The organism is uncultured Alcanivorax sp. (assembly GCF_947258575.1).
Taxonomy (GTDB): Bacteria; Pseudomonadota; Gammaproteobacteria; order Pseudomonadales; family Alcanivoracaceae; genus Alcanivorax.
On the sequence record NZ_CAMYIV010000011.1, the window covers coordinates 497,893 to 524,373 of the forward strand.

Here is a 26,481-nt window from a genome sequence, read left to right on the forward strand (position 1 = left end):
TTCACTGCCCTTAAAGTCTGCCGCTGCGTTTCAGCATCAGATAAAGGTTGTTGATCTGCGCCGGCATGTGCTGCGGGGTGGTAGCAGTGACCAGGGCGCCGGCGTGGCGCAGGCGGGTGTGCAGCTCGTGGCGGGCCTGTTGTTCCTGAGCGTCGGCACACACTTGCAGGGCCTGATCAAAATCGTTGCCCACCGGTTGGCGTGACAGCTGTTGCTGCTCTGGCAGCAGCATGTCGGCAATCAGCACCAGATGGTGACGGCGCAACAGCGACACGGCAGTCATCAGATCGTCCAGGTCTTCCTGCTGCAGACGGGTAACCAGTACCACAAGGGCGCGTCGGCGGCTGCGGCGGACCAGCTGCCGGGCAGCCAGGCTGAAGTCGCTGGCATGCTGGCTGGGGTGTAGATCGTAGAGTCCGTTGAGCAGGTGGTTGATGCCCTGCTGGCCCTGCACCGGCGGCAGCCAGCGTGGCTGGTCGCCGGAGAACAGCATGGCACCGGCCTTGTCCTTTTGCTTTAGCGCGCTCCAGGCCAGCAGCAGGGCGGCGTTGAGGGCGTGATCGAAGCCGGTCAGCGAGCCCACCGGCATGCCCAGACGGCGGCCGCCATCCAGCATCACCAGCACCTGTTGATTCTGCTCATCCTGGTATTCCCGGCTGATCAGGCTGCGCCGTCGGGCTGTGGCCTTCCAGTCGATCTGGCGCAGGCTGTCACCGGGGTGATATTCCCGTAGCTGATGAAACTCCATGCCTTCGCCCCGGCGAGGTTGCAGGCGGGTGCCGGTGAGCAGGTGAGCATGGTTGGCATCCAGTCCGCTGTGGCTGAGCCGGGAAAAGTCCGGATAGACCGGCACGGTGCAGGCGGCGTCGCATACCTTGCGCACCTGCCACAGCTTCAGGCGGCTGGGGAACCAGAACACCAGATCGCCGAACTGTACCGGGCCGCGGCGGCTGGGCCGATAGTGATAGGTCAGCTCGGTCAGTTCTGCCTTGGCCCGCGTCAGGGTGGCTGGCAGGCCGGTGTGGGGATCATCACCGGGGTGCTGGTCGGCCAACTCTACGCTTTCCGGCAGGCTAGCCGAAGAAACCCGTACTCGTACCGGGTGCGGCTGCTGAACTGAAAGGGCGGTGGGCAGCTCCCGCTGCGCCTGCGGTGCAGGCAGGCGGCGGGCGTGCCACAGGTCCAGCAGGGCAATCACCACGGACAAAGCACCCAGCGCCCACCACAGGGCCACGGCAAGAATCCCCGGTATAACCAGCAACGCCAGGGCCAGTAGTGCCCAGAGGCCGGTGAGCAGGAGAAGACGCGGCGCCGGCTTCATTGCTTCGGCGCTTCCACCTGTTCCAGCAGTCGACCCAGGACGGTTTCCGGAGTCTGGCCTTCGATTTCCGCATCGGCGCTGAGCTGGATACGGTGGCGCAGGACCGGCCGGGCCACCTGCTGTACATCGTCCGGGGTGACAAAATCGCGGCCCTCGAACAGGGCCTGTACCCGGCTGGCACGGGCCAGGGCGATGCTGGCGCGGGGGCTGGCGCCGTGGCTCAAGCCGCTGAAATCACGGGTGGCGCGAACGATGCGCAAAGCATAGTCGAGCACCTCGTCATCAATCAGCACGCTGTCGCTGAGCGCCTTCATGGCTTTCAGGCCGGCGGCATCGGTGACCGGGCTCAGGCTTTCCACATCCAGGCTGGCGCGGATGGTGCCGTCCAGCACCATGTTCACCAGACGGGTTTCGTCCGCATGGTCCGGGTAGTCGATCAAGACCTTGAACAGGAAACGGTCCAGTTCGGCTTCGGGCAGCGGGTAGGTACCTTCCTGGTCCAGCGGGTTCTGGGTGGCCAGCACCATGTAGGGTTCGTTCAGAGTGAACGCCTTGCCTTCGATGGTGATCTGCCGCTCCTGCATCACTTCCAGCAAGGCTGCCTGGGTCTTGGCCGGGGCCCGGTTGATTTCATCGGCCAGCAGCAGTTGCGTGAAGGCGGGACCGCGGCGAATGCGGAACTGCTCGCTTTTCTGGTCGTACATGGCGTGGCCGGTCACGTCCGTGGGCATCAGGTCCGGGGTGAACTGGATGCGGTTGAAATCCAGCTCCAGCACCTTGCCCAGGCTGCGAACCAACAGGGTCTTGCCGAGCCCGGGCACGCCTTCGATCAGTACGTGGCCACCGGAAACCAGGGCGATCAGCACTTCACGAACCACCTGGCGCTGACCAATCAGCACCTGGTTGAGGTGGTGTTCAATATCCTGGGCCAGGCGGGCAGCCTCGGCCAGGGTGGTGGGCTGTGTCATGTTTCACTCCTCAGTGCTTGCAGCAGGGCCACCTGCTGGGTGAGCTGGTCGCGGTTTGCCGGGGGCTGTGTCAGTGCATGGTCCAGTTGCGCCACGGTGACCTTCAGATGCGCGGCGGCACGTTCCAGGGCCTGCTGGCGCTGGTGATGGTAACGGTTGAGTCGGGCTTGCGCCTGCTGGCGCAGGGCGGTGAGCAGGGTGTCCTGCTGTTCGGTGCGCCACAGGAAATAGCCACTGGCGTGCAGATGCTGCAGGTAATCCCGGTTGTTGTCTTCGGCCACTGGCTGAATCGGGCCCCGACGGGGGATGCGTGACCATAGCCACAGGGCGACAAGCAGCAGCAGCGCGGTTCCCAGTTCCGGGGCGCGCAGCCATAACCATTGCAGTAGTGGTGGCATGGCTACAGAGCGCACGAACCACACCGGTTGGTTGCCGGTGAGCCAGGCCAGCAGCCAGGCGTGGTCGAAATAATGCAGATTCTGGTTGTCCCACAGCCCCAGGTCGGTGAGCACGGTGACCTGACCGTCGCCCAGGGAGAGCTGGACCAGCTGGCTGCCGTATTCGTTGTCCGCATAGGCTGTCACTTCCACCGGCCACTCGGGGAGAAATTCTTGCTCACCGCTGTCCTCATTCCAGCTGTTGTGCCAGAGCACATGCTGACTGTGCAGCTGGATACGGCGGGAGGGCTGGTCATCGCCGGCATGCAGCAGCAGGGGATCCGGTTGTGGGGGCGCCTCGCAGGCCAGTGCCTCGCAGGTTTCACGCAGTTCGTCGTTATCGGTCTGAAGGCAGTATTGCAGGGGGTTGCCAGCAAAGGCAGGCAGGGCATCGAGCAGTTCGAAAAACGGATCCAGCTCTTCGTCGTCGGTTTCGTGCTCACTTTTCCAGACAGTGATCCCGAGGCTGTAGAGCAGAGGGTCATTGTCCTGCCACTCCATCTCGGTGGCGGTATCTTCATCCCGGGATTTTGGCAGTGGGCGTGCTTCGACGATCAGTTCGCCGCCAGTTTCCACCCATTGCAGGAGCGTTCGGACCTGACTGTGATTGAGCAGGCCGCGCTGTTTATCGATGACCAGGGTGGTGGCGTCTTCCGGCAACGGAAACAGGGCCGCGGCACTGAGCACCCGTTTGCTGGGCTGCCCTCGCTGTGCCAGCCAGTCCTGGGTGGCGCTGTAGGGATTTCTTTGAATGGTGCTATCCGGCGCCGCCCGCTCGATCACAGTGACCGGCTCGGTGAGTGCGTAGTAGGCGATTATCAGGGCCATCACCAACAGGGCGCCCAGCCAGGGGAGCTTTCTACGCATTGGCAGCCTCCTCGGCGTTGATCTGCTCCCAGTCAGTCAGCAGGGCGCGCACCGCATCGGCATCCACCGGACGATGTGCCCAGGCGGTGCTGATCCACGCCTGGATCAGGCGCTGCAGGTAGAGAATCGGCAGGGGCTCGCCATGGGTGGCCTTGAGGTTACGCAGGCATTGCTGCTCGGTGCTGCCCGCCGCCAGTGCTACCGGATAGCGGCGCAGCAGGCTGGCCAGGGCACTGCGCAGCATCAGCGACAGGGCCAGGCGAATGTCGTTGGCGGCCAGTGCTTTTTCTACCGCCTGGCGCAGGTTTTTTGGCAGGCTCTGGCGGCGAATATCCATGCCGGCAACGTGGGTGGGAATCACCGGGGTGGGGGCCTGATGCCGTCTGCCCAGACCCAACTGATCCATCACCTTGGTGAGCAACCAGATAACCAGCCCGGCGAACAGGGCCCAGAACAGAATCCACAGCACGACATCGGGGATGTCGAAGGGCCGAGAGGAAGGTTCCTCTTGCTCATCATCGTCCAGGTTATCGAAGAAGTGCTTCCAGAACTTTTCCAGCCAGCTGTTGCTGTCGTCGTCCCGGTCTTTCCATTGGCGCTCGGTGCGCTCTTCGAAGGGCATATAGTCCGGGCTGGCCAGTAACTCGATGACCTGTTGTTGTTCTTCATTGCGGGGGGCGGGTTGAGCCGACACGGGTTCCGGCAGGGGCAGCATCAGGCCTAGTAGGATGAGCACGGTGGCGCCAGCGCCGGTGCGGGTTGCCCGGTGGCGGCCAAGACGGGTCAGCCCCAGTTGCAGATCCCAGCCTTCCAGCCAGGTGCGCTTGTTAAGATAGAGGGCAAAGCCACAGGCCACGTAGAGCGGTTCGGTGACACACATGACCAGGTACAGGGTGGCACTGGCAATGGCCATCTGCAGGGCGCCCTGATCGTAGAACCAGTCGCTCCATTCCAGGCTGAACTGCCAGGGCACCAGGGTATAAAGCAGCACCATCAGCCCCATGGCCATAAACTGCTCCAGGTGCAGTACCACGATGGTCATGATGCCGGCCCGGTTGGAGGGGTAGCTGTTCAGCGCCCGCAAGCGCTGGCAGAGCTGTTCGCCTTTCGCGCCCTCCAGCTGCCAGACGCAGGTATTGAAACTGCGTGCGGGGCTGAAACGCCGCCAGGTGAGCTGGCTGGCGAGGCCGGGCAGGGCGTAGTGACGCCAGCGCTGGAATAATTGCTTCAGGGTCAGGGTTTCCGCAAACAGGGCATGGCTGTACCAGGCCAGTAACGGACGCTCCCAGAGTGGCTTGAGCCACCAGAAAAGAAACAGCGGCCACAGCGCTTCTGCCAGTAGCGACCAGCCAAGCATGAGTCCGAAAGGCACCAGTGTGAATGCCAGCCATACCCACAACACCGGTGCGGCCCATTGCCGATACAGTTTTGTGCCCAGGTCCACCGTCTGCCAGGGGCTACGCGGTGCCAGGCGGGCGCTAGCCTTTTCCAGCTCCACGTTGACGTCCCCCGAAGAAAAGATAGAGATAAAGCAGTGCCCAGCAGGCGGCACCGACACTGTATTTTATGGTGGCGTCGAAGTCTCTGGGCGACCAGAAGGCTTCGATGAAAGCGGCCAGCAGCAGCAGGGCAAATACCCCGTACATGGTTGGCAATGCATCCCGTGCCGCCAGGCGCAGGGCATCCAGCCGCGACCATTGGCCCGGCGCGATAATCGCCCAGCCCAGTCGCAGCCCAGCTCCCCCAGCCAGCACGATGGCGGTGAGTTCCGGAGCGCCGTGGGCGATCACGAAGGTAAAGAAGGCCTCATGGCCGCCAGTGTTGATCAGGTGGCCGGCGATGGCACCAAAGAAACTGCCGTTGAACAGCATGACAAAAATGGCGCCTACGCCTAAAAGCAGGCCGCCGGCAAAGGTACGAAAGGCAATGCCGATGTTGTTCTTGATGTAGTAACCGAACATCAGCACATCATCTTCGCCCTCGCGCCCGGCATGGATGTCGCCGCCGGCAGAATCCTCCGGCTGGTACATGAGCTCCAGCTCCGAGAGCATGGCTTCGTCCACCACGGTGTAGACCATCTCCGGTTGTTGTTGCACCAGAGCCCAGGCAAGTGTGATGGAGAGAATAAAACTGAGTGCGCTGATCAGGTGCCACTTCCATTGTCGGCGAACGGCACCGGGGAATCCGCTGGCAAAGAATTCGCCAATGCGATCCGCCAGGGGCGGGTTGTAGCGGTACAGTTGGCGGTGGGCGCGCAGCACCAGATTGTTCAGGTATTGCTGAAGTTCCAGGCTGTAGGTGCGCTCCCGGGCCAATGCCAGTTGATGGCAGAGCTGGCGGTAATCCGCCACGAAGCGGTCCAGGGGCAGGCGTTTCTTGCGCGCCACCCGCAGAGCCTCCAGTTGATCCAGTTGCTGTTCCAATGAGTCCCACAGCGGGCGGTACTGTTGTTCGAAGCGAGCCTGTTTCATTGGGCCCCCTCAAGCAGATAACGGGTCACGGAGCGCAGACGTTGCAGTGCCAGTTGCGGGCTCAGTTCCGGGAACGCCAGTTGCGCCAGCTCTTGCTGGCGGGCTTCAGAAAACTGGTCCCGTCGCTCGTGGAAAGCCAGGAGGGCCAGTTGGTCCTGGGCGCTGAGTGGCCAGTCCGGTGGATTGGCCGGGTCGTTATGTTGCTTGCGGGTGGTCTCGGTTTTCTCGATATGCACCACCAGGGTGTTGGCCGCCATATCTCCCAGGCGCTGATAGCGGGGGCTGATCAGTGTTGTGACGAAGCCCAGCAGGTAAAACAGCGGGAAGGCATCGGCGGTGCGCAGCAGATTGCGGATCAGACTGCCGTTGAAACTGAGCGGGCTGCCGTTGGCGTGGACCACGGCAATGCCCATGGCTTTCTTGCCAGGGGTCTGGCCATGGCGCAGGGCTTCGAACAGGGTGGGGTAAAACCATTCCAGAGCAAAGCCGATGATCAGCAGCAGACCGATGCCCATTTTGCCGAGCAGGCTGAGCACAATAGCCAGTACCGCGAAGATAATTAAGCGAAGGGTGAGGTCGATGCCATAGGCCATGGCCCGGGTCACCGGGCCGGCCAGGGACAGGCTGAGCATGGCCCCTTCCGGTGTTTCGACCTCGAACCGTTCGTCAATCAGCATGTTGCCCCTGGCGAATCTGCAGGGCAGAAAACACAAACAGCATTACCGTCAGTGAGGTCTTGGCAATGGCCAGGGTGCGTATCGGCGGCGGGTCCAGAAGCTGGATGGCATAACCGCAGAAATAGAACAACAGGATGAAGCACAACCAGGTGGCCTGGCGCTTGTTGCCACTGATCACGGCCGGCAGCATCAAGAGCAGCGGGGCATAGAGAATCACTGCAAAGATAATACTGGAGACAATATGCACGTCTGGCGGCGCCAGGCTGAACAGCCCGGTAATACCGACAAACAACAACAGTGCGTAGCTGATACGCAGAAGCAGAAGATTCATGTTCAGGCCTTGAGTTGGCGAGCGAGGGTAGCCAGACGTTTGCCCAGCGCCCTTGCCAGAGAGATTTCATGGTCGGTCAGCGACGGGTCTGCGTCGGTGCCGGCGAAGTGGGTGGGGCCATAGGGGGTGCCGCCACTGCGGGTATCCAGTAGTGCTTGTTCGGAATAGGGCACACCGGTTATCACCATGCCGTGGTGCATCAGCGGGGTCATCATGGACAGCAAGGTGCTTTCCTGGCCGCCGTGCAGGCTGCTGGTGGAACTGAACACGCCGGCGGGTTTGCCGATCAGAGTGCCTTTCATCCACAGATCGCTGGTCTGGTCGACAAAGTATTTCAAGGGGGCCGCCATATTGCCGAAGCGGGTAGGGGACCCCAGCGCCAGGCCGCTGCATCCGGCCAGGTCATCCAGGCTGGCGTAGGGAGCTCCCTGTTCGGGTACGGCGGGTTCGCTGGCTTCACAGTTGGCAGAGACTGCCGGCACCGTGCGCAGTCGCGCCTCCATGCCGGTGCTTTCGATACCGCGGGCTACCTGTTGCGCCAGGTTGGCGACACTGCCGTTACGGCTGTAGTAAAGCACCAGTACATAATCCGTCATGATGGTGTCAGTCCAGCAGGTTAAGGGCGTTTTCTGGCGGGCGGCCCAGTGCGGCCTTATTGCCCCTTACCACGATGGGGCGTTCAATCAGTTTCGGATACTGAATCATTGCTGCGATGACATCATCATCGCTGCTTTCCGTCGACAAGCCGGCAGTTTTATAGTCGGCTTCCTTGTTGCGTACCAGATCATGAGCCCTGGCAAAGCCGAGTTTCTTGACCAGGCTTTTCAGGGTGGCGGCATTCGGGGTGTCGTCCAGATACTTTACGATGGTGGGCTGGATGCCGTTTTCTTCCAGCAATGCCAGCGTCTGGCGGGATTTCGAACAACGCGGATTATGGAAGATGGTGTAGTCCGTCATGAGTTTTGCATATTCTGTGGGTGAGGGTGACATTGTAAGGTGCCTGAATCCGCTGGCAAGGAGAGGATGCCGATAACATGGAAACTGATGAAAACGTCATTCCGGTACGCGCCAGGCTGGATTCCATTCGCGCTTTTTTTGCACTGTTGGTGCGTCAGTTCAAGGAAGATGGTTGTCGGGAAAGCGCTGCCGCACTGACGTACACCACGCTGTTTGCCATTGTGCCGGTGATGACAGTGAGTTTTTCGGTGCTGGCCTCGGTGCCTGCGCTGAAAGGCAAGGGGGTTCAGCTCCAGCAATGGGCGTTTGAATACTTCGTGCCGTCGGCGGGCAATATGCTGCTGGAGCACCTGCAGTCGTTTGCCCGGCAGGCCACCAATCTGACCGGCCCGGGGGTGATTATTCTGATCATCACCTCGGTATTGATGCTGCGTACCATCGAGCAGACCGTGAACCGTATCTGGAAAGTACGCAGCGCTCGCAAGGGACTCACCAGCCTGATGATGTACTGGGCGGTGTTGTCCCTGGGGCCGATTTGTCTGGGGGCGGGTCTGGCGATCTCTTCCTACCTGACCTCCCAGGCTATTTTCAGTGATACCGTGAATTATCTCGGTGGGGTCAGGCTGTGGCTGTCGTTGCTGCCTTTCCTCTTTACCACGGCCATGCTTACCTTGATGTATACGGTGGTGCCCAATACCAATGTGCCGCTACGCCAGGGCATACTGGGTGCGGCTTGCGCGGCGCTGCTGTTCGAGCTGGCGAAAAGCGCGTTTGCCTTTTTTATCCGCCAGACTCCCAGTTATGAAGTGGTGTACGGTGCCTTTGCGGCGGTGCCGGTGTTCCTGTTATGGGTCTATATTTCCTGGATTATCGTGCTCGGCGGCGCGGAGCTGGTGCGTGCTCTGGTGGTATTTCAGGAACATCGACGCCAGGTTCCCAGAATGCATGCGTTGATGCGTTTGCTGCATTCCTTCTGGCTGCGTCAACAACATGGCAAGGTACTGCGCAGCAAGGAAGTCCGTCAGGTGATGCGCGACTGCGGCGTGAGCCAGTGGGATGAATTCCGCAATCTGCTGATGGACGCCAAGCTGATACGGCGTACAGAGGAGGGCGGTTACATGTTATCCCGGGATCTGCGCAACCTGACCCTGGGGCAGCTGGTGGCCATGCTGCCCTGGCCTGCCCATAGCCAGTTGCGTGTGCGGCTGGGTAATGATGAATCCGCCTGGGAGCGGACATTGAAGGAAAAGATGGATCAGGCCCGTGACGGTATGATGGCGCCGCTGGAGATGCCGCTGGATACACTCTTTCAACGTCGCGACAGTATTGCCGACGAAGAGGAGAATCGGGAGAGCAATGATGGCGATCACTAAACATGTACTGGTGAGCGGTATGGTTCAGGGGGTAGGCTACCGGGCCTGGACCCAACACCAAGCCAGCCTGCGAGATCTTGCCGGTTGGGTACGTAATTGTGACGACGGCCGTGTGGAAGCCATCTTGCACGGCCCGCCGGATGCGGTATCGGCGATGCTGGACGCTATGCGCCAGGGGCCGGCCATGGCCCGGGTGGAGGAGGTCATCACCCGGGATGCAGAGGCGCCGCAGACCCGGCATTTTGAGGTAACTCGATGAAACAGGTTGAACTGGTAAACGGGGACTTGCGCTTTCCGGCCCTGATGGCTGGCAGCGGCGAGCCCGTGATTTTGCTGCACGGTTTTCCGGACACCTACGAAAACTGGGCGGTACAGATCAATGCCCTGGCGGCGGCCGGGTATACGGCGATTGCTCCGGCTCTGCGCGGTTATGCACCGAGCTGTCAGTCCGGGAGTGGTGATTATTCTGTTTATGCAGGGGTGGATGACCTGATGGTATTCGCCGCTCAGCTGGGCGGCCGAGTCCATTTGATCGGTCATGACTGGGGCGCAGCGGTGGGCTATCTGGCCTGTGCCCAGTCTCCGGAAACCTTCTGCTCTTTCAGTGCCCTGGCGATTCCGCCCTTGAGGCGTATCCCCCAGGCGCTGCTCAAAGTGCCCGAACAAGTGTTACTTAGCGGGTACATGCAATTTTTCCAGTTGCCGGTTGCACCGGAAGCCTGGCTCAAGCGTGGTGATCTCAGTGGTGTGGACACCCTGTGGCGGCGCTGGTCGCCGGACTGGGACCCCGGTCTCTATCTGGACAATGCCAAGCACACCCTGGCCGAACCAGGTGTTATCGGGGCGGCGCTGGGCTGGTACCGGGCCATGTTCAAGCTGTGGAAGAAGGAGCAGCGCAAAGCCCTGAGCTGGCTGGGTCAGGATATTTCCACGCCCACTCAGATACTGATCGGCGAGAATGATGGCTGTATGAGCCCCAAACTGCTCGAACACACTCTGGTAGAGAGTGACTTCAGCGGTGGTGTGGAGCTGCAGCGGATCGCCAATGCCGGGCACTTCCTGCACCTGGAGCAACCGGAAGTTGTCAACGATCATCTGCTGCGGTTACTCAATAATACCCGCTGCGATTGAATGAGCTACGAGCTACGCTCGTTGGATGGGGAAAAGGCTAAACTTCGGTGCTCTCTACGAAGCCGCTGTAGGAGCTATGCTTGCATGGCGAACCGCGCTTGCGCGTAAATCGACCGTTGGCCGATCAGGAAGCCCAGCGCTCGACAGGTTCCAGAAAGAACGGCGGACGACGTGGATCTCTGCCGCCTCGCTGGGCTCGGTTCGCTATGCAAGCATAGCTCCTACAGAAAGGCCTCAATTCTCGACACTCCTGCAAAGAGGGCTGGCTGGCAAGCACTGCCCGCTTTCGGTTTTCACCCCCTTCACACTCTGCGCTATACTACGCGCCCCCAATTTGTCCCAGCAGGAGTAATCCCATGACGGTGATTCGCCAGGATGACCTGATTCAGAGCGTGGCCGATGCCTTGCAGTATATCTCTTACTACCACCCGGTGGATTTCATCCGCGCGGTGAAAGAAGCCTACGAGAAGGAAGAGAGCAAGGCTGCCAAGGACGCCATGGCGCAGATCCTGGTCAACTCCCGCATGGCCGCCATGGGCCGTCGTCCGATCTGCCAGGACACCGGTATCGTGACGGTGTTTGCCAAGGTGGGCATGAATGTCACCTTCGAAGGCGACATGAGCCTGGACGACATGATCAACGAAGGTGTGCGCCGGGCCTACAACCACCCGGAGAACGTGTTGCGCGCCTCGGTGCTGGCGGACCCAGACGGCAAGCGTGCCAACACCAAGGACAATACCCCAGCGGTGATCAACTACTCCATCGTGCCCGGTGACACCCTGGAAATCGATGTGGCCGCCAAAGGCGGTGGCTCAGAAGCGAAATCCAAGTTCGCCATGCTCAACCCGTCCGATTCCGTGGTGGATTGGGTGCTGGAACAGATTCCCAAGATGGGGGCCGGTTGGTGTCCGCCAGGCATGCTCGGCATCGGCATCGGCGGCACCGCCGAGAAGGCCATGCTGATCGCCAAGGAATCCCTGATGGATCCCATCGACATCCACGAGCTGCAGGCCCGTGGCGCCCAGACCCGTTCTGAAGAGCTGCGTCTGGAGTTGTTCGAAAAAGTGAACGCCCTCGGCGTTGGCGCCCAGGGCCTGGGCGGCCTGACCACCGTGCTGGACGTGAAAGTGGTGGATTACCCCACCCACGCGGCCAACAAACCTGTGGCGCTGATCCCCAACTGCGCGGCTACCCGTCATGCTCACTTCATTCTCGATGGAACCGGCCCGGCGGATCTGAAGGCACCGGACCTGGAAGAGTGGCCGGACATTGCCTGGGGCAACGACGAAGGCGCCAAGCGCGTCAATCTGGATACTGTCACCCCGGAAGAAGTGCAGACCTGGCAGCCCGGCGATACCCTGCTGCTGTCCGGCAAGCTGCTCACCGGCCGTGATGCCGCCCACAAGCGCATGGTGGACATGATCTCCAAGGGTGAAAAACTGCCCGTGGACTTCACCAACCGCTTTATCTACTACGTGGGCCCGGTGGACCCGGTGGGTGACGAAGTGGTCGGTCCCGCCGGCCCCACCACAGCCACCCGTATGGACAAGTTCACCCGCACCATGCTGGAAGAAACCGGTCTGATCGGCATGGTCGGCAAGGCTGAGCGTGGCGATACCGCCATTGAAGCCATCAAGGACAACAAGGCGGTATATCTGATGGCCGTGGGCGGCGCTGCCTACCTGGTGTCCAAGGCGATCCGTAAATCCCGTGTGGCCGCCTTTGAAGACCTGGGCATGGAAGCCATCTACGAATTCGAAGTGGAAGATATGCCGGTGACCGTGGCCGTGGACTCCACAGGTGAATCCGTTCACAAGACCGGCCCGGTGATCTGGAAAGAAAAGATCGCTGCACGTTAAGCTCCTGCAAGTCTCGGAGGGGGTAGCCTGGCTACCCCCTTTCTTTCCCGTCCCGATCTCACAGGCGACGTTCTGTTGTGCGTATTGTTCCGGCTTTTCTCATTGGGTGCTTGATAGCGACTGTCAGCGGTTGCAGCACTGTGGTGCCGACCACGGCCGACTGGCTGGGCTGGACCCGTGCGCCAGCCCAGGTGGATGGCCTCGACTACCATGAGATCGACGCGCTGGGCGCCCGCGTAGGAGGCTGTCAGTCTCTCTATCAGCACCACCGGGATGCCCGTTACCTGAAAGAGCAGCAGGCTACGGCATGGCAGGGTGACTGCGTGGAGCAAATCGCCCGAGCCCGCAAGGCCCGGCGTTATGCGCAACAGGTGGATCTGGAGGTAGAAAGGGCCTGGCAGGCCGTGCTGGCCCACAAGGAAGCGCAGCGTCGGCAGGCACAGCGGCGTCGGGAGCTACGCGATGACATGCTTCAGGCCCAGAAAATGGCGGAAAGCCTGCGCAATGCCGAAGAGGAACAGGAAAAGGCCCAGAGCCAGCGTCTGGAAAGGCTGGACGGCGCCAATATCCACAACCTGATGCTGGAAGTGCCGAACCTGCCACTGGCGTTTACCGTGGGCTCCGCCTCGGCAATGACCTTGAAACGGTTTCTGGCCTGTCTGGAAGTGCTGTATCCCAATGAGGGGTATCAGATCCGGCGTGATGGCGACAAGCTGACGGTGAAGGCGGAGCGAGCCACCATGATGCGTGGTGATGTGCTGCTGGAAAGTCGCTATACGAGAATTTGGGACAACTGGACCTTGCAGTACCTGTCTGTGGGTGAGATCCGGGCGGAAAATGCCCAGGATCGCTACGTGCTTGCCCAGAACCTGCTGGGTTCCCAGTGTCAGCCTGACCGGCAAGAGGGCAATTAAGCCGGCTGCTCCCGTTTCTTAACGGCTCACCCCAAATCCTAAATCCCTGACCACGCGATTATCGTTCTGCGCCGTAGGGTGGATTAGCCGTAGGCGTAATCCACATATTCACGGTGTGCTGGTGGATTACGCTTGAAGCTAATCGACCCTACGCAACTGGCTTAGGCTTGAGGTTCGCGTTGCGAAACCCAGCCTGCCAGATCTGTCGAATAAGTCCGGGAGCCCGGCCCCATCCCTGGGGCTACGGAGATCAATCAGGTCTTCCTGGGGTCACAGTACGAAGGCCTGGGGCCACCCGGACAATCAATATACTGTTCATTTGGTCAGTGGTCAATCAAAGTGGCCAAACCCTGTCCAGACTCCACCGTAGGAGCGGCGCTCTCTGTGCTCCGCGGGTATGAGCCGCGAACTGACTTGCGAAGGCATTCCCAAGTACGGTTCGCGGCTTGAGCGCCGCTCCTACAGCTGGCTTCAACCCGCCCGCAGCTTCGGCTTCACCGAGATCAGCAGTGCCGGCAGCAGCGTCAGGTTGCTGAGCAGGGCCACCAGCATGGCCAGACCGGTGAGCAGGCCGAAGTACACCGTGGGGTTGAAGTTGGAGAACGCCAGAATCGAGAAGCCGGCAATGATGGTTAGCGAGGTGTAGTACATGGCCTTGCCGATGGAGCCGTGGCAGCGCTTCATGGTGGCCACGTAGTCGTTGTCTTTCGGCAGCTCTTCATGGAAGCGGTGGATGTAGTGAATGGTGTCATCCACGGCGATGCCGATAGTGATGGCAGTGATGGTGATGGTCATCAGATCCAGCGGCAGGCCGATCCAGCCCATCAGCCCCAGCACCAGCGATGCTGAGATCAGGCTCGGCACCATGCTGATCAGTGCCACAGGCAGGCTGCGGAAGAGAATCAGCAGCATCACCAGAATGGCGGCGAACACATAGCCCAGGGTCTTGATCTGGGAATCGAACAAGCTCTGCAACATGTTGTTGTAAAGCACCATGGCGCCGGTCAGATGCACCTGTTCCGGTTGCAGGCCGAAGTTGTTTTCCATATCGGTGCGGATCTTGGCGAGCAGCTCGTTGCGATTCAGGTTTTCGTCCGAGTCGATCACCCGCACGCTGAAGCGCACCTGGTTGCCGTCGTCTGACAGGTAGGGGCGCACCAGCTGGTCGCGCAGGTCCTCGGGAATGAAGCTGGCCAGCAGCATCAGCTGTACATAGCTGAGCGGCCCCTCGTTCAGTTTTTCCGCAACCTTGTAAGTCGTGGCGATGGACAACACCTTGCCGGTTTCTGGCAGGGATTGCAGGTAGTTCTGGATCTCCACCAGTTGGGCCAATCGGGCCGGGGTGAACCAGTAGGCGCCTTTCAGGGGATTGGGTTTGGCCTGTTGTGGTTCGGCAAACGGGTCGTCGGAAGGGGCGCTGGCAAAGGGATCTTCACTGCCTGAGGCGCCAGAGAACGGATCGCTGCCACTGTCTGCAAACGGATCGGGCTCTGCACTGGTGAACGGGTCGCTATCGCCGCCAGATGCGAACGGATCTTCGGCGCTATCGTCCATGGATTCACCATCCCAGCCGGTAGCCGGCTGGGATGACGCTGTCGCCGTGCGGGCTTCAGTGCTGGGCGCATCGATGACGATATCCAGTGGCGTCGTGCCTCCCAGCTTGCGATCAATCTGCAGCATGCCCTGGTAGATTTCGGTGTCTTCCTGGAAATAGTCGATAAAGCGGTTTTCCACCGTCAATCGGCTGACGCCCCACAGCGAGGCGACTACGGTGATAATGGCCAGCACCATCAGGGTAGGGCGGTGCTGTTCGGTAAAGCTGGCAAACGCCAGTGTGAACTTGCGGCTGAAGTCACGCCCCTGTTGTGGTTGGCCGGCCTTCAACGGACCCAGCAGGGCCGGGAAAACCAGAAAACAGACCACCAGCGCCACGCCCAGGCCAAAGGTCATCATCCAGCCGAAGTCGATCACCGGGCGAATCCCGCTGATCACCAGAGAAGAGAAGCCCACCATGGTGGTGAGGATCATGTAGATCATGGGCCGCATCATGTGGGCGGCGGTTTCCCGGATCAGCCACTTCTGGCTCGCATCCGGGTTTTCCTCATGCAGCTCCCGGAAACGCACGGTCAGGTGGATGGTGATCGACATGGTGATGATCAGCAGCAGTGATATGTAATTGCTGCTGATCACCGAAACCTTCCAGTCCATCCAGCCCAGCCAGCCGGTCACGGTCAGCACGGTGACGCCACAGCAGGCCAGGGGCACCACCACCCAGCGGGGGCGGCGGAAAATCATGAACAGGGTAACGATCAGAAAGGCCAGTACGCCGATCCCGAAAATTTTCAGGTCTGCGCGGATAAAACGCACCAGGTCAGTGGCGATCATGGGGACCCCGCCCAGGAACAGTTTTGCCTCGTCCCGGTAGGTGTCCATGATGTCGCGCACCTGATCAATCTCGCCGGCGGTGCGTTCCTGAATCTTGCTGCTGTAGTCACTGAAGGCCTGTGAGGCCTCTTCCAGCGCCTGTTCGCCGTCTTCGTCCAGTTCGCCCTCGTGTTGCTGAGTGCGTAGCTCATTACGCCGGTAGAGCAGCTCGTAATAGGTTTCGTCGCGCTCGAAACTCACCAGCAGGGCGGTGGTGTTGCCATCGTCGCTGACCAGCAGATCTTCATACAGCGGGTTTTCTTCGGTGAACTCCTTTTCCGCCAATGACAGGTCCACATCCTGGTCCGTAAGGGTACGGTAGTCGTTGGCCAGATCGCTGAATTCCACCTGGGGGCTGAACAGCAACGGCACATCCAGCATGCTGTACACCGAACTGACCCGGTCGACCTGTTTCAGATCGCTCTGTAATGCTTGCAAGTGTTCCAGCGTATTGCGCTGGAACAGCGGCGCCTGGGACGGCGTATAGGTGATGATCAGGAAATCACTGCCGCCATAGCGCTTGGAAATCTTCCGGTAGTACTGCAATGCCTCATCGTTCTCGAGCACCAGCGAATCTGCCGATGCATCAATTTTGAACTCCCGGGCCTGCCAGGCAGCAACCGCACAGAGCAGGGCCAGCAGAGCCAGCCAGAAAACCGGGTGTGCCAGCACAACCCGGCAGTAGGCATTAAACAGTCGATGAGTCATGAAGGAATCCGTTCAGGGTCAATAATCAGAACATGGCAGCGTATTCTGCCGCAAAGCGGGTATCGAAGCGGTGAATCAGTTTGCCGGCAGGCCAGGCCAGCAGGGTGAGCAGCCCTTCGGTCCATTCTTCCTGATGCACTCGGCAGCCACCCTGACCATCGTCGATAAACGTAAAGCGATGGGTAATACGGGCGAAGGGTAGATGCAAACCCCAGGTGATGCGCTCGTTTTCCTTGTATTCCATCACCCGGACCACCACCGGCGCCGGCGGCAGGCCGGGCAGGTCTGCCACAAACAACAGCAGGGCGCCGGGGCGCCAGTTGCCATTCAGGAGACGGGCATGACGCACTACCGAACACCAGTTCTGCCAGTTGGTGGCGTCGGTAAACAGTTTGAAAGCCTGCTTGCGCGAGGCCCGGGTGTCGGTGACCTCGTCGACCAGATAGCGTTTGAGCATAATCGATCCGGTTGTTGATTGGTTGAGCAAGGAGTTGTTCAGCGGCTCCCTAGAGTACTCACTGTCTGAGGGAAGCTCCAGTCGGTCAAACGGGCCAATCTATCAGGGTTGGTTGACCTGTCCGATGCCTTTGCCTAGTTTCGGGTGATTGCGAGGAAACACCATGACCACAACGTTGCTTCCAGCTTCCATTTTACCCGGCCTCCTTGAGGTATCGCTGCGCAGCCGCCTGGATGTGCAATCCCTGTTCGAGCGTGCCGGTATTGATGCGGACATTGTCGGTCGCAACGACCGTTTTATCAGCCTGCTGCAACTGGACGAGTTGCTTTATTCCGCGTTCAGCGACAGTGACGATCCGTTGTTCGGTTTGCATGTGGGGGCTGACAATCACTATGGCAATCTGGATCTGCTTGGCAACGTGATGGCAACGGCCGACACCCTGGAACAAGGGCTGGCCATGCTGTTTCGCTACAAGGATCTGGTGGTCCCTTATCTGGACTTCTCTCTGAATGCCATCGATAACGATGTGATGTTGGCGGTGGCCAGCAAGGACCCGACCCTGCGCTTTACCGCCACCCGCACCCATAACGAAGTGGTGGTGGCTACTATGGTGGCCATCGGCCGCTCCCTGCTGGGTGGCTCCATGCCGGTAAACGGAGCCTGTTTTTTGCACGACGAGCCGGTGGCGGATCAGGTGGCGGTTTACCAGCAGTTTTTTCAGTGCCCGTTGCATTTTGCCCAGCAACACAATGCCATCACTATCCCGGCCAGTCTGCTCAATGAACCGTTGCCCCGGGCTTATCCCAAATACAACGAGCGCCTGCGCAAATCCGCCGATGAGGTACTGTCCGGTTTATCACGGGCTGCCGGTGTGTCCGGCCAGGTGATCAAACAGCTGGAAATCATGCTGGGCGGGCAGGGCGTGACCATGGAAGCGGTGGCCGCCGCCCTGGCCATGACACCCCGCACCCTGCAACGTCGCTTGCAGGAGGAAGGCACCCGCTTTGCCCAGCTGCGCGACCAGGTTCGTCACCAGCACGCCTGTCAGGCCCTGCGTGAGCCGGGTTGTGACATGCAGGCATTGGCCATGGAACTGGGCTTTTCCGACACTGCTAATTTCTACCATGCCTTCAAACGCTGGCAGGGCTGCGCGCCGGGCCAGTACCGCAAGCAATTCGCCTGATATAGACAAGACTGCGACGTTTTGCCGCATTGGCATTGCCGGCGGTATCCGTAAGCTGCTCGCAATTGTTATTCAGTGGGGAAGCGAGATGCGCAGAACAGTTCATCTTCTCGTCGCGGCAACCGCGATGACCAGCATGGGTCAGGCTCAGGCCCATTACGATGGCGGGCGTGCCGACAGCCATGCGCCCATTTCAGTGATGGGCGACCATACCCATGGCAAAGGCGAATGGATGCTGTCCTATCGTTATATGGGCATGGGGATGAGTGGCGCCAGGTCAGGCAGTGAGTCGCTGAGCACCAATGAAGCCTTCGGCGAGATCCCCGGTATGGGCATGATGAACATGAAGGCATTGCCTTATGAGATGACCATGCACATGCACATGCTCGGAGCCATGTACGCGCCGACGGACAATCTCACCCTGATGGCCATGCTGCCGTACACCACCAACAAGATGACCACCAAAACTCGCATGGCCATGATGATGAACACCATGGATGACGAGTTCGACACCGAAACCTCCGGTATCGGTGACGCCAGCATTGGCGGCCTGTACAAGTTCTTTGATCAAGACGGCTATCGTCTTCACCTGAATCTGGTGCTGGGCTTGCCCACCGGCTCCATCGAGGAAGACGACTATGTGCCCATGCAGGGCAAGGAGATCCAGTTGCCATACCCCATGCAGTTGGGCTCTGGCAGCTACGAGGCGCGCCCGGGTATTACCCTGAACAAGCAATATCAAGGCTGGAGCTGGGGAGCGCAGGTCAGTGCCAAAATTGCGCTGGATGAGAATGATCAGGGCTACAAATTAGGCTCCCGGCGTTACTTGACGGCTTGGGCGGCCAAGCCGCTGGCTCCTTGGGCTTCCATCTCCCTGGCTGCCTACAAGAGCTGGTGGTCTGATATTCACGGTGCTGCCGAAGACCTGACTATCTCACCAATGATGAATCCGGCCGCTGACCCGGACGCCAAGGGTGGGCAGCGACTGGATATCGGTTTGGGACTGAACCTGTTGGGCAAGAACGGCACATTGAACGGCCATCGTCTGGCTCTGGAATACAAGGTCCCGGTTCACCAATCCCTGCATGGGGTTCAGATGGAAACCGACTACACCTTCACGGTGGGCTGGCAGAAGGCCTTCGGCGGGAGATAAGGGTTTTTTCGCAGGATGGTCCAAACAAGAAAAGCCGCCTCAAGAGGCGGCTTTTTTGTGATTCGATGGTGCCGGAACGCGGAATCGAACCGCGGACCTACTGATTACGAATCAGTTGCTCTACCGACTGAGCTATCCCGGCATGCCCTCGGGGCGGCGCTAGTTTAGCAGGACGCCCCGGGCTGGCAAGTATCGGCGTCAAGAAACCTGCTTGATGCCGGCCAGTTTGCGGGCGTGCCATTTCTTGGTGTCCACGTCCATGCCGCGCAGGATCTGGATGCGCTGGGCCTGGGGGCTGCCAGCGCCGTGCATGGATTCGGTCAGGTAGCCCACCGCGTTGCGGCCCAGAGTCATGTTCTCGATCAGACGCAGGATGCGCATGCGGTCTTCGGTGGGGATGTCGTCGCGGCCTTTCAGGAAGCGGCGAATGATGTCGCCGGCTTCCTGGTTTTCCAGGTCCTTCTCACTGGGCATGGTGACCATGATGCCGCCGGCCAGGTCCTGGGCCAGACGTGAGATCTCGTAGGGGAAGCGGGTCACGTTGTGCTTGCACACATTGGAGAGCATGGCGTCGTTCATGAAGATGCCGCTGGGCATCTGCTTTGCCTCGTGGGAGCTGGCAATCCCGGAGGAGTAGATGGTCTCGTTCAGGTGCACCATTTCCACCAGCTTGTCGCGAATATGGCTGACTTTTTCCAGCCCGTTGTATTCGGCGATGGACGCGGCGGCGCCCACCAGTACATCACCCAGGCCGGTTTTGCAGACATAGCTGGCCCGGTGGTAGGCGGTGAAACGGGCGACCATGTCCTGGGCAAACTCGTACTCGCCGTCCATGAAGACATGCTCATGGGGAATAAAGACGTCATCGAAGTAGACCAGGACTTCCTGGCCGCCGTATTCGGCATTGCCCTGATCGATGTCGCCCCCTTCCATGGCGCGGGTGTCGCAGCTCTGGCGGCCGTAGATGTAGGTGATGCCTTCCGCGTCGCCGGGGATCATGCCGACTACCGCATAATCGCGATCTTCTTCTGTCAGGTTCATGGTGGGCATGACGCAGATCCAGTGCTGGTTCCAGCCCCCCGTCATATGAGCTTTCACGCCTTTCACGTAGATGCCCTTGTCGGTGCGCCGGGTCACGCGCATGAACATGTCCGGGTCGCTCTGTTGAGCCGGGCGCTTGCTGCGGTCGCCTTTGGGGTCGGTCATGCCAGCGGCGATCAGGATGTTCTTGCGTTGCGCTTCACCGAGGAAATCCAGGAAACGATGGTGATACTGGGTGCCGTGTTTTTCGTCGATTTCGTAGGTGATCGAATGCAGGACACTGATGGTGTCCAGTCCCGTGCAGCGTTGAAAACAGGTGCCGGTAATCTGGCCCATACGCCGCTGCATCTTGTTCTTTTTCACCAGGTCCGCCGGCGATTCGACGATGTGCAGAAAGCGGTTTACCTGTGCATCAATCAGCGGGGACCAGGCGGTGGCCAGTTCCGGATCCTCAATGGCCAGATCATAACTGGCGCGCAGGGCGTTGATGCTGGGTTTGATGATTGGGTGATCGGCGGGCTCATCGATCAGCTCACCAAACAGGAACAGGCGAGTGCCGCGGTTGCGCAGGCTGGCCAGGTAATCCTCACCGGTCTTGAGGACAGAAAAGCGGTTCCAGCGCTGTTCGGCGCTTTCCTCGCGGCGCGGGGCAGGGGTCGCGGCGTTCATGGTGCCTCCTGTGATTTCCATTGTTCTGGCAGTTGCCAGGGTGTCGTGACTTGGGGGTCACTTCCGATGGTATACAGGGTGTTGCTCGAGGCAATGACAGAAACTGCCGCTGTACGCTGCGGTCAAGTCAGGGGTGCTGTGGGGTAAGGGCGAATGAGTTGAAAGTTCAAAGTTTAAAGTTGAAACGCGGATAACCTCCGTACTGACAGAAACTTTGTGCTACGCGTTGCAACCCGCGGGGATGCGCGGGCACGGCAAGTCAATGGAATGAGAGGCTTGCCCGCGCTTTTCAACTTTGAACTTTAAACTTTCAATTCGTCTTGAACACCATCGACGCCGAATTCAGGCAGTAACGCAGGCCCGTCGGTGCGGGGCCGTCGGGGAATACGTGGCCCAGGTGGCCGTCGCAGCGGGCGCAGCGGATTTCCACCCGGGTCATGCCGTGGCTGGTGTCGTGAAGTTCGCGGATATGCTCCGGGTCAAAGGGTTGGTAGAAGCTGGGCCAGCCGGTGCCCGACTCGAATTTGGCGTTGGCGGCAAAGAGGGGTAGCTCGCACAGTTTGCAGTGATAAACGCCGTCTTCCTTGTTGTCGAGCAAGCCACCGCAGAAGGGCGGTTCGGTGCCCTGATTAAGCAGGATGCGCCTTTCCTCATCGGTGAGGTGTTCCGCTCGTTGCTGTTTCTCTGCGTCGCTAAGCGGGGTGAGATCATGGCCGCTGATGGAGCGTGTTGTGTTCATTGCGTATCCCTCTTGAGCAGGTCGGGAAAGGCGTGGATGAGCTTTTCCACCTTGGGTCTGGCCACGTGAACGATATAGCCCTGGTTAGGGTTGTGGCTGGCGAAGTTCTGGTGGTAATCCTCGCCGCGATAGAAAGTCTCCAGTGGCTCCAACGTGGTCACGACAGGGGCGGTAAAGGCACCGGCGTTGTCCAGCTGATGGATATACGCTTCGGCCACCGCTTTTTCTTCAGGGCTTTGATAGAAAATGGCGGACCGGTACTGGGTGCCGCGGTCGTTGCCCTGGCGATCTTTCTGGGTGGGATCGTGGGCCACGGAAAAGAACACCTTGAGGAGCTGGCCGTAGCTGATCACCTTGCTGTCGTAGTCGATTTCCACCACTTCCGCGTGGCCGGTGGTGCCGGTGCAGACCGCCTCATAATTGGCACGGGCGGCATGGCCACCGGCATAGCCGGAGGTGACAGCCAGTACGCCATCCAGATTGAGGTAGACCGCTTCCACACACCAGAAACACCCCCCTGCCAGTACGGCTTTCTGGATGCCGTCAGTGGGCAGGTCGTCCACCGGGTCAGGGAAGCGTTCCGGGTGAATGGCCAGGGATGTGCCGGGGATTACGGCTGTCATGGTTGTCTCCTTCAAACAGGCCCCGGCTTGTGGCCGGGGCAGGTTCGGGCTTGGCGCAAGAGAAACCGGGATTAGTCCTGCTTCACTGCGCCGCTGCTGATCAATGTGTCGATCTGTTCGTCACTGAAACCGGCCTGGCGGAGAACCGCCTGGCTGTCGGCCCCGGCGCTGGCGGCGGCTTTGATATCGCCGGCGGCGCTGCGCGAGAAGCGCGGTGTCGGTGCCGGCTGCACGGTGTTGCCGACTGTGAAAAAGGAACCTCTTGCCACGTTATGCGGGTGTGAAGGCGCTTCTTCAAGGCTCAATACCGGTGCAAAGCATACGTCGGTACCTTCCATCAGCGCGGTCCATTCTTCCCGGCTCTTGAGTTTGATGACCGCCGCCAGTTTTTGTTTCATTTCCGGCCACATGGCCGGGTTCATCTGTTGGCCAAAGTCCTCGGCGGGTAGCTCTGCGATGCGGCACAGCTCGGCGTAGAACTGCGGTTCGATACTGCCGATGGACACGAACTTGCCGTCCGCCGTTTCGTAGACTTCATAAAAGTGGGCGCCGGAATCGAGCATGTGGGTGCCGCGGTTTTCGCTGAACATGCCCTGGGCCTTGAGGCCATAGAACATGGCCATGAGGGCCGCGGAGCCTTCCACCATGGAGCTGTCGACCACCTGGCCTTCGCCGGAGCGCTGGGCTTCCAGGGCGGCACAGACCATGCCGAAGGCGAGCATCATGCCGCCGCCGCCGAAATCACCCACCAGGTTCAGCGGAATGGCGGGCTTTTCCCCCTGACGGCCCATGGCATGGAGGGCACCGGACAGGGAGATGTAGTTCATGTCGTGACCGGCCGCTTTGGCCAGCGGACCCGTCTGGCCCCAACCGGTCATGCGGCCGTACACCAGTTTCGGATTACGGGCCAGGCACTGTTCCGGGCCGATACCCAGGCGCTCGGTCACGCCCGGGCGAAAGCCTTCAAACAAGCCGTCGGCAGTTTCACAAAGCTTGAGGACGGTCTCGATGCCTTCCGGGCTTTTCAGGTCCAGGGCCAGGTTCTGCCGATTGCGGAACAGAACGCTATGGCCGACGGCGGCGTGGGGGTTGCCGCCGGGGCGATCAATGCGGATCACGGTGGCGCCCATGTCAGCGAGCATCATGCCGCAGAAGGGGCCGGGGCCGATACCGGCCAGTTCGATAAAGGTCAGTCCGTTCAGTGGGCCAGTCATAGTCTTTATTTTCCGTTGTCAGAGTATCAGAGCATGCTCTTTGAGTGTGTTGCGCAGAGCCGTACATTGGCTCTTGGCAATGGCAACGGTGTTGCTGGCTTCGTGTGTGGTGGCAATACCGGTCCACAGGGGCTTGCCGTCAGCATTGATCAGCTCAGCACCGTGTTGACGCAGTGCCTCGGGAACCGCTTCCCGGGCCAGCTCGCCGCCAAGACCCACTTGCCAGGTCGGCGTCATTTCACCGGCGGACTGGTCCATGGGGTTGAGGCGATTGCCGCCTGACGGTGGTGCCGCTGCATCTATCAACAGATGGGTCAGTTCCACCACCAGAATCCGTTGCACATCATTGCTTTGCGCCCAGTCGAGGATGCGGTTTTTTCCGCCTTCGTACCATAACGGCAATTCCTGATGGCTGAGCAAAATGGTCAACGAACTGCTTGAAAATATTTCCTTGCAGGTCAGTTCCCAGGTTTCACGGGTGCCGCCTTCCGGGGTGTGGGCCACCAGCAGCAATGTCTCTTGGGGAGGATGACTCCCTTCAGCGGTGAAGCGAGTTGTAACCTGGGTGGTGCTGGCACAGCCGGCAACGAGCAGGGCAGGCAGCAGAAAGCGAAGCAGCGGGCGCATGACGGATCTCCGGGAGAAAAAGCGGGTGGCACGTCTCCAGTGTAGCAGTGCCATTGACAGGGCTCATCCGTTAACGGCCATACCGCGTCTGTGGTTGTGACAGGGTTGCCAGCGCAGCGCTGAACAGGCTATGGCAAGGGAGCGGACAACACGGACTGTTGCTGATGGGCACTAACGGAAAAGCGGCAGGACCCGGAAGGCGAGGGTGTGGCGGGGTACCAGCGCACCTCATAATGACCGCGGCGTTTATCCGTGTCTTGCTGATGCTGCAGCTGTAGCTCGGCGCTGTCATCGCTGATCACGCCGTTGTCACAGTGAACAGCCAGTAGCGGGCGATCCAGCGCCAGCTGATTAGCCGCTTCGGCTTCCAGTAGCAGGCTCCAGTAAGGGCCGGTGGTGGCATCACCGTCATGAGGCGTTGGCTCGCTTAACCAGCGCCGTGTGCCTGGATCTGCGAGCGAGTCGGGAAAGTATTCCTGGCTGAGCAGGGAAAAAGTCTGCTGGGCCGGGATGTCATTAATGTCACCTTGTTGTTGCAGCGCCCGGCTTAGCCCTTCGCTCTGCTGAATCAGGAAATCCAGGGTATGCGGCCCATACAGAGTATGGCCGCCCTCGTAGTACTGCAGCGCATATTCTTGCGGAGTGACGGCATAGCCGAAGTAGCCATTGGCCAGACTGGAAATTTCCACCTTCCAGTCAGTGCCCTCTGGCAGGGTGCGCGCTACCGCCTCACGGAGTCTGTTGCCGCTTTCCAGGGTGATTTCCCAGGGTAGGGGAACCAGTACCAGGTTGTTGATGCGAACGATCTGGAACAAGGCCTGGTGGGGAAAGCGCTGGGCCGGTAGCAACAATTGCAGTTTGGACAACATCCATTGCTTCACACCCTGGCAGTTGTCGGTAAAGACCCGTCGAGGCCAGTCTTCCTTCAGAAAAGGGAGATAGGAAACCGGGAAGACTTCGTCGCCGTTGGCGGCACCGGCGACGGAGGCACCGGCGATGGCTCGTTCGCAAAGTCCGAAACGGCTGGTATCGATGTCGTCGAGCAGGTCCAGCTGGCGGCTGGCGACGGCTGTGCTGAGTGTATCTGTGAGTTGACTTTCCAGGGAATGAAACAGCTGTGAGGCATGTTTCCCCAGTGCCTTGCCGATACGTTCAGCTTCACGGTCGCCGCGCAGGTCCTCTTTCCAGGCCGGGTTGTTATCTGCATGGGTAGCCTGGGCGGCGCCGTGGATGAATCGGGGGTTATTACCGGCCAGTTCGCTTTCCAGTTCGTCACTTATCCAGTGCCAGACATCCGCATGGTAGGGGCGGGTAAAGGGTGGGATGGCAGTGCCGTGGATGGAGTAGAGGCTGAGCGCGCCAGCGGGCTCGAAACTGTCGCCTCGACGCTGATCAATACGCAGCAGGGTCATGGTGGGGTTCACCGCCTGCATGGGGTCCGCGTTGGAGGGATCCTGCTCAGGGAAGTTATTGGCCCAGGCCTGGATGGAGCGATTTCGGGTAACGCCAAACAGGTCGCTCTGGCCCACGGCAAAGCGCGCCTCGCGCCGGGATTCATAGGCATTGATGACGGCGTCGGCGATACGCTGACTGAGAAACTCGAACAGGGCCGGGTCGAAGCCCGGCCGGTTACTGCCGAAGACGTTGTAGAAATCACTGCCGAGATACTGGCCGGGACCGGAGTGGGTGTGGGTAACCAGCAGGGTCACCGCATGGGCAGGCACATCGGTATGGTCGGCGATCAATTCTGCCACCCGATGGCGCAGCACCAGCGAACCGCTGCCAAGATCCAGTTGTACGATAGCTAGCGGGCTTTGCCCGGGGCCTTTCAGGTAGAACGCCCTTGCCTTGAGCCGGGTGCGAAAGCCGTCTGCGTCTTTTGCCCAGGCGGAATAACCGAACTTGGGTATGCCGGCGGGCGGCGTAATGTCCCGTTCAGCGATACCTGCTTTTGCTGTTGAGGTTTCCGCTGCTATCGGTTGTACAGGGAAAGAGAAAGACAGGTTCTGCCGGGGGTAAAACAGGAAGGGCCAGGCGGTGTGCAGCAGGCCACCGAAAATGCCGGCAAAACAGAGTAATAGCAGTAGATAGCGGGTGCGCAATGTTCGCATGGGAAATGGTGTTCCAGTTAATTTGCACTATCGTGCCATATTCGGATTCGTTGTGGAATATAACCCTTTAAACGGCGCCATTTCACTCGTTTTGATACGAAAGGATACGCTCAGAAACAAAATAGGGTGCCAGCAACCAATCAGCAACATTAAAGCAACGTAACGGCACTCGTTCGTGGTTTTAAAGCGCACCGAAACCTATTTCAATAATTGCACAGATCAATCA

The 26,481-nt window shown here is 59.9% G+C and carries 24 protein-coding genes and 1 tRNA gene; 7 read left to right on the plus strand and 18 right to left on the minus strand.

Translation table 11 applies throughout. The features are described 5' to 3' along the window. Window positions 1-10: 10 nt before the first annotated feature. Genes Q0Y02_RS13310 through arsC form a run of 9 tightly spaced genes read right to left on the minus strand, consistent with a single transcriptional unit; the run spans window position 11 to window position 8,029 of the window. A complete protein-coding gene (locus tag Q0Y02_RS13310) occupies window positions 11-1,321 on the minus strand; it encodes a DUF58 domain-containing protein (protein ID WP_297769334.1) in 1,311 nt (436 codons plus the stop codon). Beyond that, window positions 1,318-2,289, minus strand: coding sequence for a MoxR family ATPase (locus Q0Y02_RS13315; RefSeq protein WP_297769337.1), 972 nt, complete (start codon window positions 2,287-2,289; stop codon window positions 1,318-1,320). Before Q0Y02_RS13315 ends, Q0Y02_RS13310 begins: the two co-directional genes overlap by 4 nt. Beyond that, window positions 2,286-3,593, minus strand: coding sequence for a DUF4350 domain-containing protein (locus Q0Y02_RS13320; RefSeq protein ID WP_297769340.1), 1,308 nt, complete (start codon window positions 3,591-3,593; stop codon window positions 2,286-2,288). The genes Q0Y02_RS13315 and Q0Y02_RS13320 overlap by 4 nt, the downstream gene beginning before the upstream one ends. Beyond that, complete coding sequence (locus tag Q0Y02_RS13325; RefSeq protein WP_297769343.1) at window positions 3,586-5,091, minus strand: DUF4129 domain-containing protein; 1,506 nt, start codon at window positions 5,089-5,091, stop codon at window positions 3,586-3,588. The genes Q0Y02_RS13320 and Q0Y02_RS13325 overlap by 8 nt, the downstream gene beginning before the upstream one ends. Beyond that, on the minus strand, window positions 5,072-6,064 hold the full coding sequence (locus Q0Y02_RS13330) for a stage II sporulation protein M (protein ID WP_297769346.1): 993 nt from the start codon (window positions 6,062-6,064) through the stop codon (window positions 5,072-5,074). The genes Q0Y02_RS13325 and Q0Y02_RS13330 overlap by 20 nt, the downstream gene beginning before the upstream one ends. After that, the gene (locus Q0Y02_RS13335) at window positions 6,061-6,741 is read right to left on the minus strand and encodes an RDD family protein (protein ID WP_297769349.1); all 681 of its coding nucleotides are present in this window, start codon (window positions 6,739-6,741) and stop codon (window positions 6,061-6,063) included. The genes Q0Y02_RS13330 and Q0Y02_RS13335 overlap by 4 nt, the downstream gene beginning before the upstream one ends. Further along, window positions 6,731-7,072 (minus strand): DUF2069 domain-containing protein, encoded by a 342-nt coding sequence (locus Q0Y02_RS13340; RefSeq protein ID WP_297769352.1) that lies wholly within the window; start codon window positions 7,070-7,072, stop codon window positions 6,731-6,733. Before Q0Y02_RS13340 ends, Q0Y02_RS13335 begins: the two co-directional genes overlap by 11 nt. A 2-nt stretch (window positions 7,073-7,074) precedes the next feature. Continuing rightward, entirely contained in the window at window positions 7,075-7,668 is a 594-nt protein-coding gene (wrbA, locus tag Q0Y02_RS13345) for an NAD(P)H:quinone oxidoreductase (RefSeq protein WP_297769355.1), read from the minus strand. 7 nt (window positions 7,669-7,675) lie between these two features. Continuing rightward, complete coding sequence (gene arsC, locus Q0Y02_RS13350; RefSeq protein WP_297769357.1) at window positions 7,676-8,029, minus strand: arsenate reductase (glutaredoxin); 354 nt, start codon at window positions 8,027-8,029, stop codon at window positions 7,676-7,678. A gap of 77 nt (window positions 8,030-8,106) precedes the next feature. Between arsC and Q0Y02_RS13355 the strand changes: the two genes are divergently transcribed. From Q0Y02_RS13355 to Q0Y02_RS13375, 5 genes are all read left to right on the plus strand, one after another. Continuing rightward, window positions 8,107-9,402, plus strand: a complete 1,296-nt coding sequence (locus Q0Y02_RS13355; RefSeq protein ID WP_297769360.1) for a YihY family inner membrane protein — start codon at window positions 8,107-8,109, stop codon at window positions 9,400-9,402. Beyond that, window positions 9,386-9,661 (plus strand): acylphosphatase, encoded by a 276-nt coding sequence (locus Q0Y02_RS13360; RefSeq protein ID WP_297769363.1) that lies wholly within the window; start codon window positions 9,386-9,388, stop codon window positions 9,659-9,661. Before Q0Y02_RS13355 ends, Q0Y02_RS13360 begins: the two co-directional genes overlap by 17 nt. Next, the gene (locus Q0Y02_RS13365) at window positions 9,658-10,533 is read left to right on the plus strand and encodes an alpha/beta hydrolase (RefSeq protein ID WP_297769365.1); all 876 of its coding nucleotides are present in this window, start codon (window positions 9,658-9,660) and stop codon (window positions 10,531-10,533) included. Before Q0Y02_RS13360 ends, Q0Y02_RS13365 begins: the two co-directional genes overlap by 4 nt. Before the next feature lie 356 nt (window positions 10,534-10,889). Continuing rightward, entirely contained in the window at window positions 10,890-12,392 is a 1,503-nt protein-coding gene (locus Q0Y02_RS13370) for a fumarate hydratase (RefSeq protein WP_297769368.1), read from the plus strand. Between the two features lie 143 nt (window positions 12,393-12,535). Further along, complete coding sequence (locus tag Q0Y02_RS13375; RefSeq protein WP_297769371.1) at window positions 12,536-13,306, plus strand: hypothetical protein; 771 nt, start codon at window positions 12,536-12,538, stop codon at window positions 13,304-13,306. Window positions 13,307-13,777: 471 nt separating this feature from the next. On the opposite strand, the gene Q0Y02_RS13380 is transcribed toward Q0Y02_RS13375, so the two are convergent. Both Q0Y02_RS13380 and Q0Y02_RS13385 read right to left on the minus strand, forming a co-directional pair. Next, window positions 13,778-16,438: an MMPL family transporter gene (locus Q0Y02_RS13380; RefSeq protein ID WP_297769373.1), complete on the minus strand. Its 2,661-nt coding sequence runs from the start codon at window positions 16,436-16,438 to the stop codon at window positions 13,778-13,780. Between the two features lie 25 nt (window positions 16,439-16,463). Further along, the gene (locus Q0Y02_RS13385) at window positions 16,464-16,895 is read right to left on the minus strand and encodes an SRPBCC domain-containing protein (protein ID WP_062816225.1); all 432 of its coding nucleotides are present in this window, start codon (window positions 16,893-16,895) and stop codon (window positions 16,464-16,466) included. Window positions 16,896-17,058: 163 nt separating this feature from the next. Here Q0Y02_RS13385 and Q0Y02_RS13390 point away from each other — a divergent pair, with 163 nt between their 5' ends. Next, entirely contained in the window at window positions 17,059-18,078 is a 1,020-nt protein-coding gene (locus Q0Y02_RS13390; protein ID WP_297769379.1) for an AraC family transcriptional regulator, read from the plus strand. Between the two features lie 88 nt (window positions 18,079-18,166). Beyond that, window positions 18,167-19,231, plus strand: a complete 1,065-nt coding sequence (locus Q0Y02_RS13395; RefSeq protein ID WP_297769381.1) for a transporter — start codon at window positions 18,167-18,169, stop codon at window positions 19,229-19,231. A gap of 66 nt (window positions 19,232-19,297) precedes the next feature. On the opposite strand, the gene Q0Y02_RS13400 is transcribed toward Q0Y02_RS13395, so the two are convergent. The 7 genes from Q0Y02_RS13400 to Q0Y02_RS13430 all read right to left on the minus strand — a co-directional run bounded on the left by Q0Y02_RS13400 (window position 19,298) and on the right by Q0Y02_RS13430 (window position 26,255). Further along, window positions 19,298-19,373: transfer RNA gene (locus Q0Y02_RS13400), tRNA-Thr, on the minus strand. A 56-nt stretch (window positions 19,374-19,429) separates the two neighbouring features. Beyond that, window positions 19,430-20,941, minus strand: coding sequence for a 4-hydroxyphenylacetate 3-hydroxylase N-terminal domain-containing protein (locus tag Q0Y02_RS13405; RefSeq protein ID WP_297769384.1), 1,512 nt, complete (start codon window positions 20,939-20,941; stop codon window positions 19,430-19,432). Window positions 20,942-21,251: 310 nt separating this feature from the next. Continuing rightward, window positions 21,252-21,680 (minus strand): peptide-methionine (R)-S-oxide reductase MsrB, encoded by a 429-nt coding sequence (gene msrB / locus Q0Y02_RS13410; protein WP_297769387.1) that lies wholly within the window; start codon window positions 21,678-21,680, stop codon window positions 21,252-21,254. Continuing rightward, the gene (gene msrA, locus Q0Y02_RS13415) at window positions 21,677-22,303 is read right to left on the minus strand and encodes a peptide-methionine (S)-S-oxide reductase MsrA (RefSeq protein WP_297769390.1); all 627 of its coding nucleotides are present in this window, start codon (window positions 22,301-22,303) and stop codon (window positions 21,677-21,679) included. The genes msrB and msrA overlap by 4 nt, the downstream gene beginning before the upstream one ends. Before the next feature lie 71 nt (window positions 22,304-22,374). Beyond that, window positions 22,375-23,517 (minus strand): CaiB/BaiF CoA-transferase family protein, encoded by a 1,143-nt coding sequence (locus tag Q0Y02_RS13420; protein WP_297769393.1) that lies wholly within the window; start codon window positions 23,515-23,517, stop codon window positions 22,375-22,377. 18 nt (window positions 23,518-23,535) lie between these two features. Continuing rightward, entirely contained in the window at window positions 23,536-24,144 is a 609-nt protein-coding gene (locus Q0Y02_RS13425; protein ID WP_297769396.1) for a hypothetical protein, read from the minus strand. A 128-nt stretch (window positions 24,145-24,272) separates the two neighbouring features. Continuing rightward, on the minus strand, window positions 24,273-26,255 hold the full coding sequence (locus Q0Y02_RS13430; protein ID WP_297769398.1) for a neutral/alkaline non-lysosomal ceramidase N-terminal domain-containing protein: 1,983 nt from the start codon (window positions 26,253-26,255) through the stop codon (window positions 24,273-24,275). Between the last annotated feature and the right edge of the window lie 226 nt (window positions 26,256-26,481).